The sequence below is a fragment of the Nocardia jiangsuensis genome (genome assembly GCF_042650385.1).
Lineage (GTDB): Bacteria > Actinomycetota > Actinomycetes > Mycobacteriales > Mycobacteriaceae > Nocardia > Nocardia jiangsuensis.
Genome location: NZ_JBHSAX010000033.1, coordinates 339,478 through 355,742 on the forward strand (window position 1 = coordinate 339,478; position 16,265 = coordinate 355,742).

Annotated in this window: 13 protein-coding genes; 4 read left to right on the plus strand and 9 right to left on the minus strand. The window is 73.4% G+C overall.

Going from position 1 to position 16,265, the window contains the following annotated elements; genetic code table 11:
• Window positions 1-18: 18 nt before the first annotated feature.
• The 3 genes from ACFO0B_RS30205 (at window position 19) to ACFO0B_RS30215 (ending at window position 2,460) form a co-directional block, all read left to right on the plus strand.
• A complete protein-coding gene (locus ACFO0B_RS30205; protein ID WP_378616856.1) occupies window positions 19-720 on the plus strand; it encodes an ESX secretion-associated protein EspG in 702 nt (233 codons plus the stop codon).
• A 67-nt stretch (window positions 721-787) separates the two neighbouring features.
• Window positions 788-1,162, plus strand: coding sequence for a hypothetical protein (locus ACFO0B_RS30210; RefSeq protein ID WP_378616858.1), 375 nt, complete (start codon window positions 788-790; stop codon window positions 1,160-1,162).
• Complete coding sequence (locus ACFO0B_RS30215; protein WP_378616860.1) at window positions 1,159-2,460, plus strand: hypothetical protein; 1,302 nt, start codon at window positions 1,159-1,161, stop codon at window positions 2,458-2,460. Before ACFO0B_RS30210 ends, ACFO0B_RS30215 begins: the two co-directional genes overlap by 4 nt.
• A gap of 1 nt (window position 2,461) precedes the next feature.
• Here the strand turns inward: ACFO0B_RS30215 and proB are convergent, their stop codons facing one another.
• From proB to ndk, 6 genes are all read right to left on the minus strand, one after another.
• Window positions 2,462-3,595 (minus strand): glutamate 5-kinase, encoded by a 1,134-nt coding sequence (gene proB / locus ACFO0B_RS30220; RefSeq protein WP_378616862.1) that lies wholly within the window; start codon window positions 3,593-3,595, stop codon window positions 2,462-2,464.
• Window positions 3,595-5,049 (minus strand): GTPase ObgE, encoded by a 1,455-nt coding sequence (gene obgE / locus ACFO0B_RS30225; protein WP_378616864.1) that lies wholly within the window; start codon window positions 5,047-5,049, stop codon window positions 3,595-3,597. Before obgE ends, proB begins: the two co-directional genes overlap by 1 nt.
• A 117-nt stretch (window positions 5,050-5,166) precedes the next feature.
• On the minus strand, window positions 5,167-5,433 hold the full coding sequence (rpmA, locus tag ACFO0B_RS30230) for a 50S ribosomal protein L27 (RefSeq protein ID WP_378616866.1): 267 nt from the start codon (window positions 5,431-5,433) through the stop codon (window positions 5,167-5,169).
• A gap of 19 nt (window positions 5,434-5,452) precedes the next feature.
• Window positions 5,453-5,764, minus strand: a complete 312-nt coding sequence (gene rplU, locus ACFO0B_RS30235) for a 50S ribosomal protein L21 (RefSeq protein ID WP_067654543.1) — start codon at window positions 5,762-5,764, stop codon at window positions 5,453-5,455.
• A 275-nt stretch (window positions 5,765-6,039) separates the two neighbouring features.
• Window positions 6,040-9,936, minus strand: coding sequence for a translation initiation factor IF-2 N-terminal domain-containing protein (locus tag ACFO0B_RS30240; protein ID WP_378616869.1), 3,897 nt, complete (start codon window positions 9,934-9,936; stop codon window positions 6,040-6,042).
• A 474-nt stretch (window positions 9,937-10,410) separates the two neighbouring features.
• Entirely contained in the window at window positions 10,411-10,827 is a 417-nt protein-coding gene (gene ndk / locus ACFO0B_RS30245) for a nucleoside-diphosphate kinase (protein ID WP_378616871.1), read from the minus strand.
• Between the two features lie 105 nt (window positions 10,828-10,932).
• On the opposite strand from ndk, the gene ACFO0B_RS30250 reads away from it, so the two are divergent.
• Window positions 10,933-11,397 (plus strand): hypothetical protein, encoded by a 465-nt coding sequence (locus tag ACFO0B_RS30250; protein ID WP_378616873.1) that lies wholly within the window; start codon window positions 10,933-10,935, stop codon window positions 11,395-11,397.
• Here ACFO0B_RS30250 and ACFO0B_RS30255 read toward each other — a convergent pair.
• The 3 genes from ACFO0B_RS30255 to ACFO0B_RS30265 form a co-directional block, all read right to left on the minus strand.
• Window positions 11,386-11,754, minus strand: a complete 369-nt coding sequence (locus ACFO0B_RS30255) for a DUF4233 domain-containing protein (RefSeq protein ID WP_378617296.1) — start codon at window positions 11,752-11,754, stop codon at window positions 11,386-11,388. The genes ACFO0B_RS30250 and ACFO0B_RS30255 overlap by 12 nt on opposite strands.
• An 89-nt stretch (window positions 11,755-11,843) precedes the next feature.
• Window positions 11,844-13,307: a bifunctional tetrahydrofolate synthase/dihydrofolate synthase gene (gene folC / locus ACFO0B_RS30260; RefSeq protein ID WP_378616874.1), complete on the minus strand. Its 1,464-nt coding sequence runs from the start codon at window positions 13,305-13,307 to the stop codon at window positions 11,844-11,846.
• Entirely contained in the window at window positions 13,304-15,979 is a 2,676-nt protein-coding gene (locus tag ACFO0B_RS30265) for a valine--tRNA ligase (protein WP_378616876.1), read from the minus strand. The genes folC and ACFO0B_RS30265 overlap by 4 nt, the downstream gene beginning before the upstream one ends.
• Between the last annotated feature and the right edge of the window lie 286 nt (window positions 15,980-16,265).

A 16,265-nucleotide genomic window follows, 5' to 3' on the forward strand; every position in this document is an offset into this window, starting at 1 on the left:
TGAGGATGTGATCGGCACATGGGTTGGAGCTTCACCCCGGACGAGTTCGCCCACGTCTGGCGGGAGACGGAGAGCGACCGGGTGCCCTATCCGCTCCGGATCCTGGAGAGCCCGCGCACCGAGGACGCCGCGGAGAAGCTGCGCGTCGAGCTCTCCGCCCGGCTCCCGCACCGCGCCGACCCGGACCTCACCGCCTGCCTGCGGCTGCTCGCCGCGCCGCACACCCGGATCGTGGTGATCGGCGGCGGGCACCGGCCCGGCGCCGAGATCCGGCTGCTGGCCTGCTCGGTCTTCGACCACGCGGTGCTCGTGGTGCAGGAGCCGGGCCGGAAGCCGGAATTCGGTGGCACGGTCCGGCTCTCGATCGGGCACACCGCCAAGCTCGGCGCGCGGATCGCGCAGGCGCTGCCCCCGGCGCGAGCGGGCAGGCTGCCCGCGCGGGCCGCGACGGTGGGCGCGGTGCGGGACGAGGAGACGCACGGCCTTCCGCCCGCCGCCCGGCTGATCCGGAAGGTGCTGCTGCAGCCGCACACCGCCGAGGGGCACATCCGGATCGAGGCGCGGCTGGACCGGCCGGCCCCGCCGCAGGCGCTGCACTACACCTGGATCGACGTCGAGGGCGACGGCCGCTACCTGATCAAGTCCGGTGACACCGTGCACCTGGTGCCCGCGGGCACCGAGCAGCTCGCCGCGCAACTGCAGAAACGGATTCCGGCCTGAGCTTCGGTGTCGGGGATCGGCCTCTCGGGATAGGCTGAACGCGTCCGACGATCTCCGGGGGTGCGTGATGACGATCGAGACCAGCCGAGCCGATATCGCGAGATTCGGCGAGCAGGCGCGGGCGGGCTCCGTCGCCTTCGATCCGGCGGCCGCGCGGCGGTGCGCCGAGATGTACGACCACCAGGCCGACCGGCTGCTCTACCTGCAGCAGCGACTGGAGTCGGTCGGCGAGCTGCACGGGTTCGGCGGCTTCGTCTCGGCGCAGCAGCTGCAGGCCGGGTTCGCGCACAAGGCGCGGGACGCGGCGGCGCTGCTCGACCGGTACATCGAGGCCGCCTACCGGATGAAGGAGGCGTTCCTGCTGAGCGCCGGGCTGTTCGAAGAAGCCGACGCCGCGGCCGCCGCCGCGCTGCGCGCCATCGATGCGAGGCAACCGCGATGACCGGAACCGACCCGACCTACGTCAGCTCGATGGAGCACTTCGAGTCGATGACGCACGAGGAGATCCACGCCCGCACCCAGCAGATCGACGCGGGCGCCATCCTGCGCGCCTCGGTGACCTGGCTGGAGGCGGCGGGCACGCTGGCCACCTCCATGCCGCTGACCAGGGCCAGCGTCGACCGGGTGATGAACTCCCTGGAGTGGGAGGGCGCGACAGCCGACGCCGCCTACGCGAGCGCGCGCAGCTTCGCCGCCTCGGTGGACGAGCTCGCCGCCGTCATGGGGCAGGTCGGGGCCCGGCTCGGGGCGGTCGCGGCCGCCGCGGAGGCGGTGAAGGTGGCGGTGGTGCCGCCGGGGGATTCCGGGCCGGTCGGGGCGATCGCGCGGTTGCTCGAGTCGGCGCGGATCATCGACGCGCAGATGACGCAGGAGCTGCTGCGGCAGGAAGCGTTGCTGGCCATGAACATGGTCTACAAGCCGGCGTATCAGGCGGCGGGGGACGGGGTTCCGGCGCTGCCGGCGCCGCCACCGCTGCCCGGCGGGTCGTCGGCGGCGCCGAACGGGGCTGTACCCGAGTGGGATTCGTACCCGTCGGAGCACGGGAGTCAGCGGCCGGAGGGTTCCGGGGAGGTGCCGGGGGACTCCGAGCCGGAGGGGCAGGTTCCCGGGAACTCGGGGCCGGACGGGCAAGCGCCCGGCGAGACGGGCCCGGAAGGGCAAGCGCCCGATCCCGGCGGACAGACTCCCGGCGACTCCGGCCCCGGCGCGCACGCGCCCGATGGCACCGGGCCGGACGGGCAGGCGCCCGGCGACTCGGGGCCGGGGGCCCAAGCACCTGGAGACCCTGGTCCCGGTGGGCAGGCACCCGGCGAAACCGGACCCGATGGGCAGGTGCCAGGGGGCTCAGGTCCCGATGGACAGGTGCCAGGGGGCAGCGCGCCCGCGGATCCGGCTCCGGAACCGCCACCGAGCAGCGCACCGACGACGCCGGAGCCCGCGCCGGTACCGAGCCCGACGCCCGAGCCCGTGCCGAGCCCGGAGTCTTCCGCACCGGCGAGCCCGGCTCCCGCTCCGGAGTCCGCACCCCCGAGCCCGGAGCCGGCGCCGCCGACCGAGCAGACGACTCCGCCCCTGCCACCGGCACCGGCTCCCCCGCCCCCGCCGAGCGGCTCGGGCGACCCGACCCTGCCGGATCCGGACGGCCAGCCCGGCATCACCGGCCCGGTTCCGGAGGGCGGCGAGACCACGCCGCCGCCGGGTACGACGACCGACCAGCCCGGCGTGATTCCCGGCGCCTGAACTACACGCTGACCAGGTCGTCGGCGTGGATCACCGGGCGCTGCATGGTGTCGGGGAGTTCGCCGGTGGAGCGGCCGAGCACCCCGGTGAGTTCGGTGCTGTCGTACTCGACGATCCCGCGCGCGACGACCCGCTCGTCGGGCGCGACCAGATCGACCACGTCCCCGCCCGAGAACCGCCCGCGTACCCCGACGATCCCGGCAGCGAGCAGCGACCGGCGCCGATGCGCCACCGCCTGCACCGCCCCCTCGTCGAGCAGCAGCGCCCCCCTGCTGTCGGCCGCGTGCCTGACCCAGAACTTGCGCGCGGAAAGCCGCACCGGCCGCGCCGCGAATGCGGTACCGACGGTGCCTGCGGTGAGCGCCACCGCCGCATCGGCCGCGGCCGCGAGCAGCACCGGCATTCCGGCATCGGCCGCGAGCCGCGCCGCGGAGAGCTTGGAGGCCATCCCGCCGGTGCCGAGCACGCCGCCGGTCCCGGCGATCACCCCGTCCAGGTCGGCGCTGCTGCGCACCTCGGGGATGAGCGCGGCGTCACCCTTGCGCGGATCGCCGTCGTAGAGCCCGGCCACATCGGAGAGCAGCACCAGCGCATCCGCGCCGATCAGGTGCGCGACCAGCGCGGCGAGCCGGTCGTTGTCGCCGAACCTGATCTCCTCGGTGGCGACGGTGTCGTTCTCGTTCACCACCGCGACCGCGCCGAGCGAGCGCAGCCGGTCCAGCGTGCGCTGGGCATTGCGGTGGTGCTCGCGGCGGGAGAAGTCGTCGGCGCTGAGTAGCACCTGCCCGACCGTGCGGCGGTATCGGGCGAACGAGGTGCCCCAGGCGTGCGCGAGCGCCAGCTGCCCGACGCTCGCCGCGGCCTGTTTGGTCGCGAGATCGCGGGGCCGCGTGGTCAATCCGAGCGGTGCGATCCCGGCGCCGATCGCGCCGGAGGAGACGACGACGACGTCGGAGCCGGCCCGCATGCGCGCCTCGACGGCGTCGGCGAGCCGATCCAGCCGCACCGTGTCCAGCCCGCCCGCCAGACTGGTGAGCGCGGAGGAGCCGATCTTCACCACCACGCGGCGCGCGCCCGCGATGGCCTGCCTGGCCTCGCTCAGCTCGATCCCGGAGCGTAGGTCAGCGCCCGTCATTACTCGTCTCCGTCCTCGACCAGCCCGCGCCGGACCCGGGAGGCGTGCTTGCGCTCGGCCGCGCCGATCCGGTCGTTGTTCTCCAGCCGGAGATCGGTGCCGCGGCCGGTGGGCACCATGTCGACGCCTGCCGAGATCTGCGGCTCCCAGTCGAAGGTGACCGGGCCGATGGTCACCGAGGCTCCCGGCTTCGCACCGAGCTTGACCAGCTTGTCCTCGACGCCGAGCCGCGCCAGCCGGTCGGCCAGGTAGCCGACGGCCTCGTCGTTGTCGAACTGGGTCTGCCGCACCCAGCGCTCCGGCCGGACGCCGCGCACGACGAAGCCGCCCGGCTCGTTCGGGTCGGGGATGACGGTGAAGCCGGACTCGTCGGTCGCGATGGGCCGGATCACCGGCCGCTTCGGCTCCGCCTTCGGATGCGCCTCGCGGTAACCGCCGACCAGCTCGGCGAGGGCGAAGGTGAGCGGCCGCAGCCCCTCCCGGCTCACCGCCGAGATCTCGAAGACCGGCCAGCCGCGCGCCTCGAACTCGGGGCGCACCATCTCGGCCAGCTCGGCGGCGTCCGGCACGTCGACCTTGTTCAGGATCACCACGCGCGGCCGGTCGGCCAGGTCGCCGAGCCCGATGTCGCCGACCAGCGCGGGGCGGTAGGCGGCGAGCTCGTCCTCGAGCGCGTCCACGTCGGAGACCGGGTCGCGGCCGGGCTCGAGGGTGGCGCAGTCGACCACGTGCGCGAGCACGGCGCAGCGCTCCAGGTGCCGGAGGAAATCGAGCCCGAGGCCGCGGCCGCTGCTCGCGCCGGGGATCAGGCCTGGCACGTCGGCGACGGTGAAGGTGATCTCGCCCGCCAGCACGACACCGAGGTTCGGCACCAGCGTGGTGAACGGGTAGTCGGCGATCTTGGGCTTGGCCGCGGAGAGCACCGACACCAGGGAGGACTTGCCCGCCGATGGGAAGCCGACCAGCCCGACGTCGGCCACCGACTTGAGCTCGAGCACCAGCTCGTTCTCTTCGCCCTCCTCGCCGAGCAGCGCGAAGCCGGGCGCCTTGCGCGCCTTCGAGGCGAGCGAGGCATTGCCGAGGCCGCCGCGGCCGCCGCGGGCCGCGACGAACCGCTGCCCGGCGCCGACCAGGTCGGCGAGCACCTCGCCCTTCGCGTCCAGCACGACGGTGCCGTCCGGCACCTTCAGCACCAGCTCGCCGCCGCGCTTGCCGTCCCGGTTGCTGCCCTCGCCCGGCTTGCCGCTGCCTGCCTTGGCGTGCGGGTGGAAGTGGAAGTCGAGCAGCGTGTGGACATTGGCGTCCACCTCGAGCACGACGTCGCCGCCGTTGCCGCCGTTGCCGCCGTCCGGGCCGCCGAGCGGCTTGAACTTCTCGCGGTGCACCGAGGCGCAGCCGTGTCCCCCGTTGCCCGCGCGGACGTGCACGACGACCCGATCGATGAACTTGGACATAGGTCGATCATCCTCCCTCGAGGGTCGCGGGCCCGTCCGGCCCGAGTCGGAAACGCGAAAGCGGGCCAGGGTGTCTCACCCTGACCCGCTGACTTGGTACGTGGAGTGGCGGCGGCGTCAGGCCTGCGCCGGCTCCGGAACCACGATGTTCACGGTCTTGCGACCCCGCTTGGTGCCGAACGCCACCGCGCCCGCCGCCAGGGCGAACAGGGTGTCGTCGCCACCGCGGCCGACGTTCACGCCGGGGTGGAAGTGGGTGCCGCGCTGACGGACCAGGATCTCGCCCGCGTTCACGGCCTGCCCGCCGAAGCGCTTCACGCCGAGGCGCTGTGCGGCCGAGTCACGACCGTTGCGCGAGCTGGACGCGCCCTTCTTGTGTGCCATGGCTGCTTCTCCTCGCCGATTACTTGATGCCGGTGACCTTCAGGACCGTCAGTGGCTGACGGTGACCCTGACGCTTGTGGTATCCGGTCTTGTTCTTGAACTTGTGGATGCGGATCTTCGGGCCCTTGGTGTGCTCGACGACCTCGGCGGCCACATTGACCTTCGCCAGCTTGTCGGCGTCGGTGGTCAGGTCGGCGCCGTCGACGACGAGGACCGGGGCGAGCTGCACCGCGGTGCCGACCTTGCCCTCGATCTTCTCGACCTTCACCAGGTCACCGACCGCGACCTTGTACTGCTTTCCGCCGGTCTTGACGATCGCGTACGTTGCCATCGGTCGGCTTCCTCCACTCGACTGTTTCTTCGTTCCCTCGCGGCGCGTCGGCGCCACGACTGTCTTCGGTGTCCTGCCCCGGATCGTGCGCAGCCTGGCTGCGCGAGCGATGCTCAGCGGGTTGCCGCACGGTCCCGGTCGCGGCGCTGCGCGAAAGTCCGAAAGGACTTGACAGCAGCGCAAACATCGCCGGACAGCGACTGGGCAAGGTTACCAGAGGGCATCCTCGACCTCCCAATCGCCCCGGGACCACGGGTGATCCCGGGGCGAGCGGGTCATTCGCCGTCGACCGGCGGACCCGCCGGGCGACCGACCGCGCGGCGACGCCGGCGGCCGTGCGGTACCTGGACCGCCTCCTCGCCGACCGGATCGGCAGGGGCGGGCTCGGCGGCGGGGGCCGCGCCGGAGAGCACGAAGACGGCGCCGGTGCTGTCGGTGCTCGGCGCGGCGGCCGATCGGGCCACCCGGCGGCGGCGGGATGCCGGTGCGGACGCCCCGTTCACCTCGTCCGCCACCGCGGCGACGGCCGCCGCCGACGGCGCGTCACCCGGCTCCATCGCCGAGCGTGCCGCATCCGCGGCCTCACCCGCTGCCGCGGCGGGCTCCGGCGCGGCGGCTGCCGCTCCGGCCTCCCGCTGCCGGGCATCCTCGACCGAGGCGTCGGCACCCGACTCCTCGGCGTCCGGCTCGTCGGCGGACTCCGCCGCTTCCCGCGCGGTGGCATCCGCGGCCCGCTGACCGGCGGCCACTTCCGCTGCGACCTCGGCAACATCCGCCGCGGACGGCCCGTCACCCGGCTCGATCGCCGAACTCGTCGCCGGATCGGCTTCGCCCGTCGCCTCACCGGCTGCCAGCGGCTCGCCGACGGTCCGCTCGGTCGCCGCATGCTCGGTCGCCGTACGTTCCGTCGCCGCCTGCCCGCCGGCCGCCTGCCCGCCGGCTGTCTGCTCGCCAGCTGTCTGCTCGGCAGCTGTCTGCTCGGCAGCCGCCTGCTCGGCAGCGACCTGCGCGGTCGTCGCCGACTCCGATGCCACCTGCTCGGTGGCCGTGCGCTCCTCGGCGCCGGCCCGGCCCGCACCGCGGGAGGCCCGGCGGCTGCGGCGACGGCCGCGACCGGTGGGCACGTGCTCGGCGTCGTCGCCCGCGTCGGGCCCGGTGGTCCCTGCCCCGATCACCACCGCGACATCCGGGCCGGACGGCGTGACGGCGGCGTCATCGGCCCCGTCGGCGACATCGCTCGCCAGCACCTCGTCGCCCTGGTGCGCGGCGGCCATGGCCAGCGCCACCGGGTGCGCCCTGCGGGCGGCGAGCTCCTCCTCGGTCTCCGGCTGCGCGGCGCCGTTGCCGGACGTGGCGGGCGCGGGGGCGCCCTTGTCCCGGCCGCGCCGCCGCCGCGACCCGCTCTCGCCGCTGCGGCCACCGCGGCCGCCGCCGCCCTCCTCCGGCGCGCTGCCGCCCTCGACCGGGTAGCTGTGCACCAGGATGCCGCGGCCGTGGCAGTGCTCACAGGTGGTGGAGAAGGCCTCGACCAGCCCGGTACCCAGCTTCTTGCGGGTCATCTGGACCAGCCCGAGCGAGGTCACCTCGGAGACCTGGTGCCTGGTGCGATCCCGGCCCAGCGCCTCGGTGAGCCGGCGCAGCACCAGGTCGCGGTTGGACTCCAGCACCATGTCGATGAAGTCGACGACGATCATGCCGCCGATGTCGCGCAGCCGCATCTGGCGCACGATCTCCTCGGCCGCCTCCAGGTTGTTCCTGGTGACCGTCTCCTCCAGGTTGCTGCCGCCGGAACCGGTGAACTTGCCGGTGTTGACGTCGACCACCGTCATCGCCTCGGTGCGGTCGATGACCAGCGTGCCGCCGGAGGGCAGCCAGACCTTGCGGTCGAGCGCCTTGGCCAGCTGCTCGTCGATCCGGTACGTCTGGAAGGCGTCGACGTTGCCGTTGTCGTGCCGGTGCACCCGGGACAGCATGTCCGGCGCGACCGTGCGGACGTAGTTCTCCACCGTGCTCCAGGCCCGGTCACCCTCGATGACCAGGTTGGAGAAATCCTCGTTGAAGAGGTCGCGGACGACCTTGACCAGCAGGTCGGGCTCCTCGTAGAGCGTCTTGGGCGCGCCGGAGCCGCCCTTCGCCGCCTCCTCGATGGTGCGCCAGGCGGCCTGCAGCCGCTCCACGTCGCGGGCCAGCTCGGCCGCGCTCACGCCCTCGGAGGCGGTGCGGATGATGACGCCCGCATCGTCGGGGACGATGTCGCGCAGGATCTCCTTGAGCCGCTTGCGCTCGGTGTCGGGCAGCTTCCGGCTGATCCCGGCCGACGTGCCGCTCGGCACGTACACCAGGAACCGGCCCGCCAGGCTGATCTGGGTGGTGAGCCGGGCGCCCTTGTGCCCGACCGGGTCCTTGGAGACCTGGACCAGCACCTGGTCGCCGGGGCGCAGCGCCTGCTCGATCTTGCGCTCGCGGCCGCCCAGCTTGGCGGCCTCCCAGTTCACCTCGCCCGCGTAGAGCACGCCGTTGCGGCCGCGGCCGATGTCGACGAAGGCCGCCTCCATGCTCGGCAGCACGTTCTGCACCTTGCCCAGGTACACGTTGCCGACCATCGAGGCCTGGCCGGTACTGGTCACGAAGTGCTCGACCAGGATGTCGTCCTCGAGCACGGCGACCTGGGTGGCGGTGGGATGGTCGGGGAAGGACTTCTCGCGCACCACCATGACCCGGTCGACCGCCTCGCGGCGGGCAAGGAACTCGGACTCGGTGAGGATCGGCGGGCGGCGCCGCCCGGCCTCCCTGCCGTCCCGCCTGCGCTGCCGCTTGGCCTCCAGCCGGGTGGAGCCGGAGATGCCCTGCACCTCGTCGACCGGCTTGCGGCTCTTGGCGCGCGGCTCGCGCTCGTGCACGACGGTGTTCGGCGGGTCGTCCTCGGCGGCGGCGTCGCCGGATTCGGCGTCGCCGCCGACCTTGCGCCTGCGGCGCCTGCGGCGTCGCCTGGTCGCGCCCTCGGGTACGCCGGACTCGTCATCGTCGTCGTCATCGGAGTCGTCGCCGTCGTCCGCCTTGGCGGCGTCGGCGCGATCCCTGTCGTCGCCGGCGCGGCCATCGGGGTCGTCCTCGCGGTCCCCGCGCTGGTCGTCGTCATCGGACTCGGCGCGCTCGTCGTCGTCCGAGTTCTGCTCGCCCCTGCCGCGCCCGCGGCCGCGGCGGCCGCGACGCCTGCGGCGCGGCTGATCGTCGTCGTCGTCGCCGTGCTCGCCGGACTCCCGGTCGTCGTCCTCGTCGTCGTCCGGCACCTGCTCGGCGCGGGCCTGCTCGGCCCTCCGGTCGTCCTCGGCCTGCTCGGCGCGGGCCTGCTGCGCGGCCTCTTCGCGGGCGCGTTCCTCCTCGCGGCTGCGCTTGGCGGCCTCGCGCTCGGCGCGGCGGCGCTTGCGCTCCTCCTCCGCGGCGGCGGCGTCCGGCGCCTGGAAGAGCGGGACGGCGACGGCGGCGGCGTCGTAGGCCGCGACCGGCTCCTCGGGGGTCTCCAGGTGGGTGAAGAGGCTGCCGTGCGCGGAGGCGCCCGTCCGCGGCGCCGGGGCGTCGGGGTCTCCGGCGGCGGTGACTTCAGCGCCGGAATCTCCTCCACGGTTGTCCACGCGGGACTCCCCGGCGGCGGTACCAGCGGGCTGGTTCCCGGTCGTGGTCCCCGCCCCGGAATCCCCGGTCGTGGTCCCCGGCCCGGCGGCCTCGGCAGTGGTTGCCGCGCCGGGCTGACCGGCGGTGGGCTCCGCGGTGGCGGCCCTGGTCGCGCGCCGCCTGCGGGTCGGCCTGCCGCCTGCTCCCGCGAGGGGATCGGCGACAGCGGGCGCACCCGCAGCGGACGCACCGCCCGCGGCCGTCTCGCCCTGCGGCTCCGCGCTCGCGGGCTCCCGGGCGGACGCAGGCTCGGCTACCGCCGGGGCATCCCCCGGCGCCTCCTCGGCGTCCGGCTCGGCGAAGGCCTGGCGCACCGAGTGTGCGACGTCGCGGTCCACATTGGACTGCGCGCTCCGCGCCTCGGACCCCAGCTCGGTCAGTTTGGCCAGGATGCGCTTGCTCGTCGTTCCGAGCAGCTTGGCGAGGGCGTGAACTCGGATTCGCTCCGGCAATTCTTCGGCATCCTGTTTTGTTGTGTGCAGCGGCTCTTTTTCGGCCACGAAGTCTCCTCGGGCCCCCGGGCGCGTCCCTCCCGGTACGGAGTGACGCGGCCGTCGCGGGGGCGTTGTCCCATCCACGCGCCTCATCGGCGTGCGGTCAGTGGTCGCGCCCCGCGTGCCCGGTTATCACCTGGTCTGACATCGGTCGGTCCAACTGGTCACGCGGAGCCTGGCTGTACGGCTGAACTCCGCGGCGTGAGCGCTCATCCAGCGTGCCGGGGTGGCCCGCACCAGATCATGGGCGGGGCCGTGGCAGCGATGATCGGCATCGAACCGCGGTGTCATCCGGCCGAGTGCGCCGACCGCCGTTCGCGTACCTGCGCGAAATCGGCGGCGTCGTCCACGGCCACAGTCAGTATCCCATACCGGACGCCGGGGGTTCGCCATCGGCGCTCGGGAACGGCCGCCGCGCGCGGCCGGGGTGCCGTGCGAAACCACCGCGCACCCCGGTCCGCGGGCAGGCCGCGGGGCCGGTCAGCTCCTGGTTTCCGGGAACCAGAGCGCGATCTCGCGCTTGGCGGATTCGGGCGAGTCGGAGCCGTGCACCAGGTTCTCCTGGGTCTCCAGCGCGAGGTCGCCGCGGATGCTTCCGGTCACCGCCTTCTCGACCGGGTCGGTGCCGCCCGCGAGCTGCCGGAACGCGGCGATGGCGCGCGGCCCCTCCAGCACGGCGGCGACGACGGGGCCGGAGGTGATGAACTCGATCAGGGAACCGTAGAACGGCTTCTCGGCGTGCTCGGCGTAGTGGCTGCCCGCCAGCTCGGCGGAGACGTGCTTCAGCTCCAGTGCCGCGATCTTCAGGCCCTTGCGCTCGATCCGGGCGAGCACCTCGCCGACGAGGCCGCGGCGCACGCCGTCGGGCTTGATCAGTACCAACGTCTGTTCGGTCACGGCGCCGAGCCTAGGACACGAACCGCCCGGACACCCCATCGGCCACCGGGCGGCCCGCGCACCGCTAGGGTGCGGCGAGAACCGGACGGGAGGCAGGCGGGGTCGATGACGGCAGTGATGCGGCTGGTAGCGCTCGCGGCGGTGGCGCTCGCGGTCGGCACGGGCTGCGCCGAGGGGGCCGCGCCCGGGCAGAGCCTGCCGGTGCGGCACGAACCGGAGCCGCTGACCCAGCGCTTCCCCGGCCTCGGCGAGCCGCTGACGACCGAGTGGGTCAGCTGGGACAACAACTCGGAGCGCGGCGCCGCGCCCGGCCCGAGCACGGTGTGGATCGAGGCCGTGGTCGAGCTGCGGCCGGACCGCGCCGGGGAGCTCCGCGCCCTGAGCGTGCTCACCGGCGAGGACCCCGACCTGCGCGACCCGCTGCGGCCGCTGCTGCCCGCGGGCCCGTTCCGCACCGGCCGCGCGCTGGACCGCGCGCTCACCGGCGAGACCGCCTCCGAGTGGTGGCCGCGGGCCTACCTGGAGGAGACCGGGAACCGCCTGGTCCTGCTCGCCGTGCTACCCGCCTGAGCGGCCGCGCAGCCGCTGGCTCGGCAGCAACCCCTGCTCGTAGCGCTTCTTGACGTCGTGCCGCAGGATCAGCAGGAAGGCCCAGACGATCGCGAAGATCAGCCCGATCACGCCGATCGACAGGTGGAACAGCGCGCCGGCGATCACCAGCACCTGCAGCGTCAAGTTGAACGGGATCGCCCAGGAGCGGCCCTGGAGCCCCGCGCCGAGGAACATCACCACGCCGAGCCCGACCAGGTAGGCGCCGGAGACCCAGGTGATCCCGCCGCCGACGGTGGCGACCACCGGCAGCGCCAGCAGCACCACGATCGCCTCCAGCACCAGCGTCCCGGCCATCACCCCGCGGAACCCCTTCATGGGATCGGGGACTTCGGGCGCGGCCGCACCCGTGCCGGTCTCCTGCCCGCCCGACGCCCCTTCGGTGCCGTGCTCCTGGCCTGACTCGCTCACGCGGGGTCCTTTCCGAACAGGGCGCGCGCGGCGCCCGCGGTGACCACCGACCCGGTGACCACCACCCCCGCGCCGGACACCGCCTCCCCCGCGTCGCCGACCTCCTCGGCCAGCGCGATCGCGGTCTCCAGCGCGTCCGGCAGGGTGGGCGCGGTGACCACGCGCTCGTCGCCGAAGCGCTGCACCGCGAGGTCGGCGAGCGCATCCGCGTCGAGCGCGCGCGGCGAGCCGTTCTGGGTGACCACGATCTCGTCGAAGACCGGCTCCAGCGCCTCCAGGATGCCGGGCACGTCCTTGTCGCCGAGCACGCCGACCACCCCGACCAGCTTGCGGAAGTCGAACTCCGCGGTGAGCGTGGCGGCGAGCGCCCGCGCGCCCTCGGGGTTGTGCGCGGCGTCGACGAAGATGGTCGGCGCGTTGCGCATGCGCTCCATCCGGCCCGGGCTGGCCGCGGCGGCGAACCCGGCGCGCACCGCGTCGATATCGAGCTGCCGGTCCGCGCCCGCCCCGAAGAACGCCTCCACCGCGGCCAGCGCGAGCGCCGCGTTGTGCGCCTGGTGCTCGCCGTGCAGCGGAAGGAAGATGTCGTCGTAGACCCCGCCGAGCCCCTGCAGCTCCAGCTGCTGGCCGCCGACCGCGATCCGCCTGCCGATGATCCGGAACTCCGACCCCTCGCGCGCCACCGCCGCGTCGACCTCGACCGCGCGGCGCAGCAGCACCTCCATCGCCTCCGGCTGCTGCTCGGCGATGATCGCGACGGTGTCCCTCGGCACCAGGCTCTCCGGCGCCTTCTTGATGATTCCGGCCTTCTCCCCCGCGATGGCGGTGAGGTCGGGGCCGAGGTAGTCGATGTGGTCGAGCCCGATCGGGGTGATCACCGCGATCTGGCCGTCCACCACGTTGGTGGCGTCCCAGGTGCCGCCCATCCCGGTCTCCACCACGGCGACGTCGACCGGCGCCTCGGCGAAGGCCGCGAAGGCCATTCCGGTGAGCACCTCGAACTTGCTCAGGGCCGGCCCGCCCGCGGCGATCGAGCGGGCGTCGATCAGCTCCAGGTACGGCAGCAGCTCGCGGTACAGCTCGACGTAGCGGCCCGGGGTGATCGGCGCGTTGTCGATCGCGATCCGCTCGGTGGCCAGCTGCAGGTGCGGGCTGGTGATCCGGCCGGTGCGGCGGTGCAGCGCGGTGAGCAGCGCGTCGATCATCCTGGTCACCGAGGTCTTGCCGTTGGTGCCCGCGACGTGGATCGCCGGGTAGCCGTGCTGCGGCGAGCCGAGCAGGTCCATCAGCGTGGAGATCCGGGTCAGCGACGGCTCGATCTTCGTCTCCGGCCAGCGCCTGTCGAGCTCGGCCTCGACCAGCGCCAGCTCCGCCAGCTCCACCGGGGAGGCGCCGGTGCCGAGCCGGGCACCGGCCCCGAGCCGGGTCTCCGGGTCGGGGTTGCCGTCCGGCCCGGTCACCGCGCGCTCAGCTCGGCGAGGCGGGCGCCGATCCGCTCCACCTCGGCCGCGGCGACATCGCGCCTGGTCCGGATCTTGTCCACCACCGGCTCCGGCGCCTTGGCCAGGAAGGCCTCGTTGCCGAGCTTGGCGGTGGTGCCGGAGAGCTCCTTCTCCGCGGCGGCCAGATCCTTCTCCAGCCTGCGGCGCTCGGCCTCCAGATCGACGGTGCCGGAGGTGTCCACCCGGACGGTCACCGTCGTGGTGCTGAGCCGGACCTCGACCTCGGCGGTGGCGGCGAAATCCGCGTCCGCCTCGGTGAGCCGGGCCAGGCTGGCGATGTTCGCGCGGTGCGCATCCAGCCCGGCGGCGCCGAGGCCGTCCAGCACCGCGGCCACCCGCTGCTTGTCGGTGAGCCCCTGGTCGCTGCGGAACCGGCGGATCTCGGTGATCAGCCGCTGCGCGTCGGTGAGCCTGCGGGTCACCTCGGGGTCGGGGGCGACCCCGGTCGAGCGCGGCCACGGCGCGATCACCACCGACTCGCCGCCGGTCAGCGCGCGCCACAGCTCCTCGGTGACGAACGGGATCACCGGGTGCAGCAGCCGCAGCACCGAGTCGAGCACGTGGCCGAGCACCACCCTGGTGTTCTCCGCGCGTGCGTCGCTCTCGGCGAACTGCACCTTCGCCAGCTCCAGGTACCAGTCGCAGAGCTCGTCCCAGGCGAAGTGGTAGAGCGCCTCGCAGGCCTTGCCGAACTCGTAGCTGTCGAAGGCGGCGTCCACCTCGACGATCACCGAGTCCAGCCGGTCGAGGATCCACTGGTCGGCATCGGTGCGGTCGGCGGGCAGGTCGCCGGTGCGGGCCCCGTTGATCAGCGCGAACCTGGTGGCGTTGAAGAGCTTGGTGACGAAGCTGCGGGAGGCGAGCACGTGCGCGGGGCCGACCGAGAGGTCGCCGCCGGGCTGCGCGCCACGGGCCAGGGTGAAGCGCAGCGCGTCGGCGCCGTAGTCGCGGACCCACTCCAGCGGGTCGATGCCGTTGCCCTTCGACTTCGACATCTTGCGGCCGTGCTCGTCGCGGATCAGCCCGTGCAGGAAGACGTCCTGGAACGGCACCTGCTTCTGCCCGGCCGGCTTGCCGTCGGTGAGCGCCGCGTCCTCGGCGACGTACATGCCGAACATCATCATCCGGGCGACCCAGAAGAAGATGATGTCGTAGCCGGTCACCAGCACGCTGGTCGGGTAGAAGCGCTCCAGCTCGGCGGTGTGCTCCGGCCAGCCCATGGTGGAGAAGGGCCACAGCCCGGAGGAGAACCAGGTGTCGAGGACGTCCGGGTCCTGCTCCCAGCCCTCGGGCGCGCTCTCGTCCGGGCCGAGGCAGGCCACCTCGCCGTCCGGGCCGTACCAGATCGGAATGCGGTGGCCCCACCACAGCTGGCGCGAGATGCACCAGTCGTGCATGTTGTCGACCCACTCGAACCAGCGCGGCTCCTGGCTCGCCGGGTGGATCACCACGTCGCCGTCGCGCACGGCGTCGCCCGCGGCCTTGGCCAGCGTCTCCACCCGCACCCACCACTGCATGGAGAGCCGCGGCTCGATCGGCTCGCCGCTGCGCTCGGAGTGCCCGACGCTGTGCAGGTAGGGCCGCTTCTCGGCGACCACCCGGCCCTCGCCGGCCAGCCGCTCGCGCACCGCGACCCGCGCCTCGAAGCGGTCCATGCCGTCGAACTCGGTGCCGGTCCCCGCGATCAGGCCGCGCTCGTCCATGATCGTCGGCATCGGCAGGTCGTGCCGGAGCCCGAGCTCGAAGTCGTTCGGGTCGTGCGCGGGGGTGATCTTCACCGCGCCGGTGCCGAACTCCGGGTCGACGTAGTCGTCGGCCACGATCGGGATCTGCCGCCCGGTGATCGGGTGCTCGATCGTCGTGCCGACCATCGCCCGGTACCGCGGATCCTCCGGGTGCACCGCGACCGCGGTGTCGCCGAGCATGGTCTCCACCCGGGTGGTGGCCACCACCACGTGCGGCTCGGCGTCGTCCAGCGAGCCGTAGCGCAGCGAGACCAGCTCGCCGGGGACGTCCTCGTACTTGACCTCGATGTCGGAGATCGCGGTGCGCAGCGCGGGCGACCAGTTCACCAGCCGCTCGGCGCGGTAGATGAGCCCGGCGTCGTAGAGCCGCTTGAAGATGGTCTGCACCGCGCGGGAGAGGCCGTCGTCCATGGTGAAGCGGTCGCGGCCCCAGTCGACGCCGTCGCCGAGCGCGCGCATCTGCCACTGGATGGCGCCGCCGGACTCGCGCTTCCAGTCCCACACCTTGTCGATGAAGAGCTCGCGGCCGAAGTCTTCCTTGGTCTTGCCGTCCACCGCGAGCTGCTTCTCCACCACGGACTGGGTGGCGATGCCCGCGTGGTCCATGCCGGGCAGCCAGAGCACCTCGTAGCCCTGCATGCGCTTGCGGCGGGTGAGCGTGTCCATGACGGTGTGGTCGAGGGCGTGGCCCATGTGCAGGTTGCCGGTGACGTTGGGCGGCGGGAGGACGATGGAGTACGGCGGCTTGCCGCTCGCCGGATCGGCGGCGAAGTATCCAGCGGCTACCCAGCGCTCGTACATCGGCGACTCCACCTCGCCGGGATTCCAGCTCTTGGGGAGTTCTTCGGCACGATTACGCGAACTGTCGGGGGCTGTGCTGGTCACGCCGTGATTCTACGGACACCGCCCGAGACGATAGATCGGCGGGGCGTCCGATGGATGAGGGACACCGGACGCCCCGCCGACACCCACGAGCTTACCGGCGATCATCCGCCGGACGGCGTATCCACAGGGGATTCTCAGCTTCCGAAAACCGGCCGCCTAGCTGGGAATTCTCCGCTCCGCCCGGCCGATATCCGATACGTCCTTTTTCGAGGTCGGCAGATCCGGTCGATGCCCGTACCGGCGAGTAGCCCGGGCGGTCAGCGGGGGCGCGAGGCCGAAAGCCGGG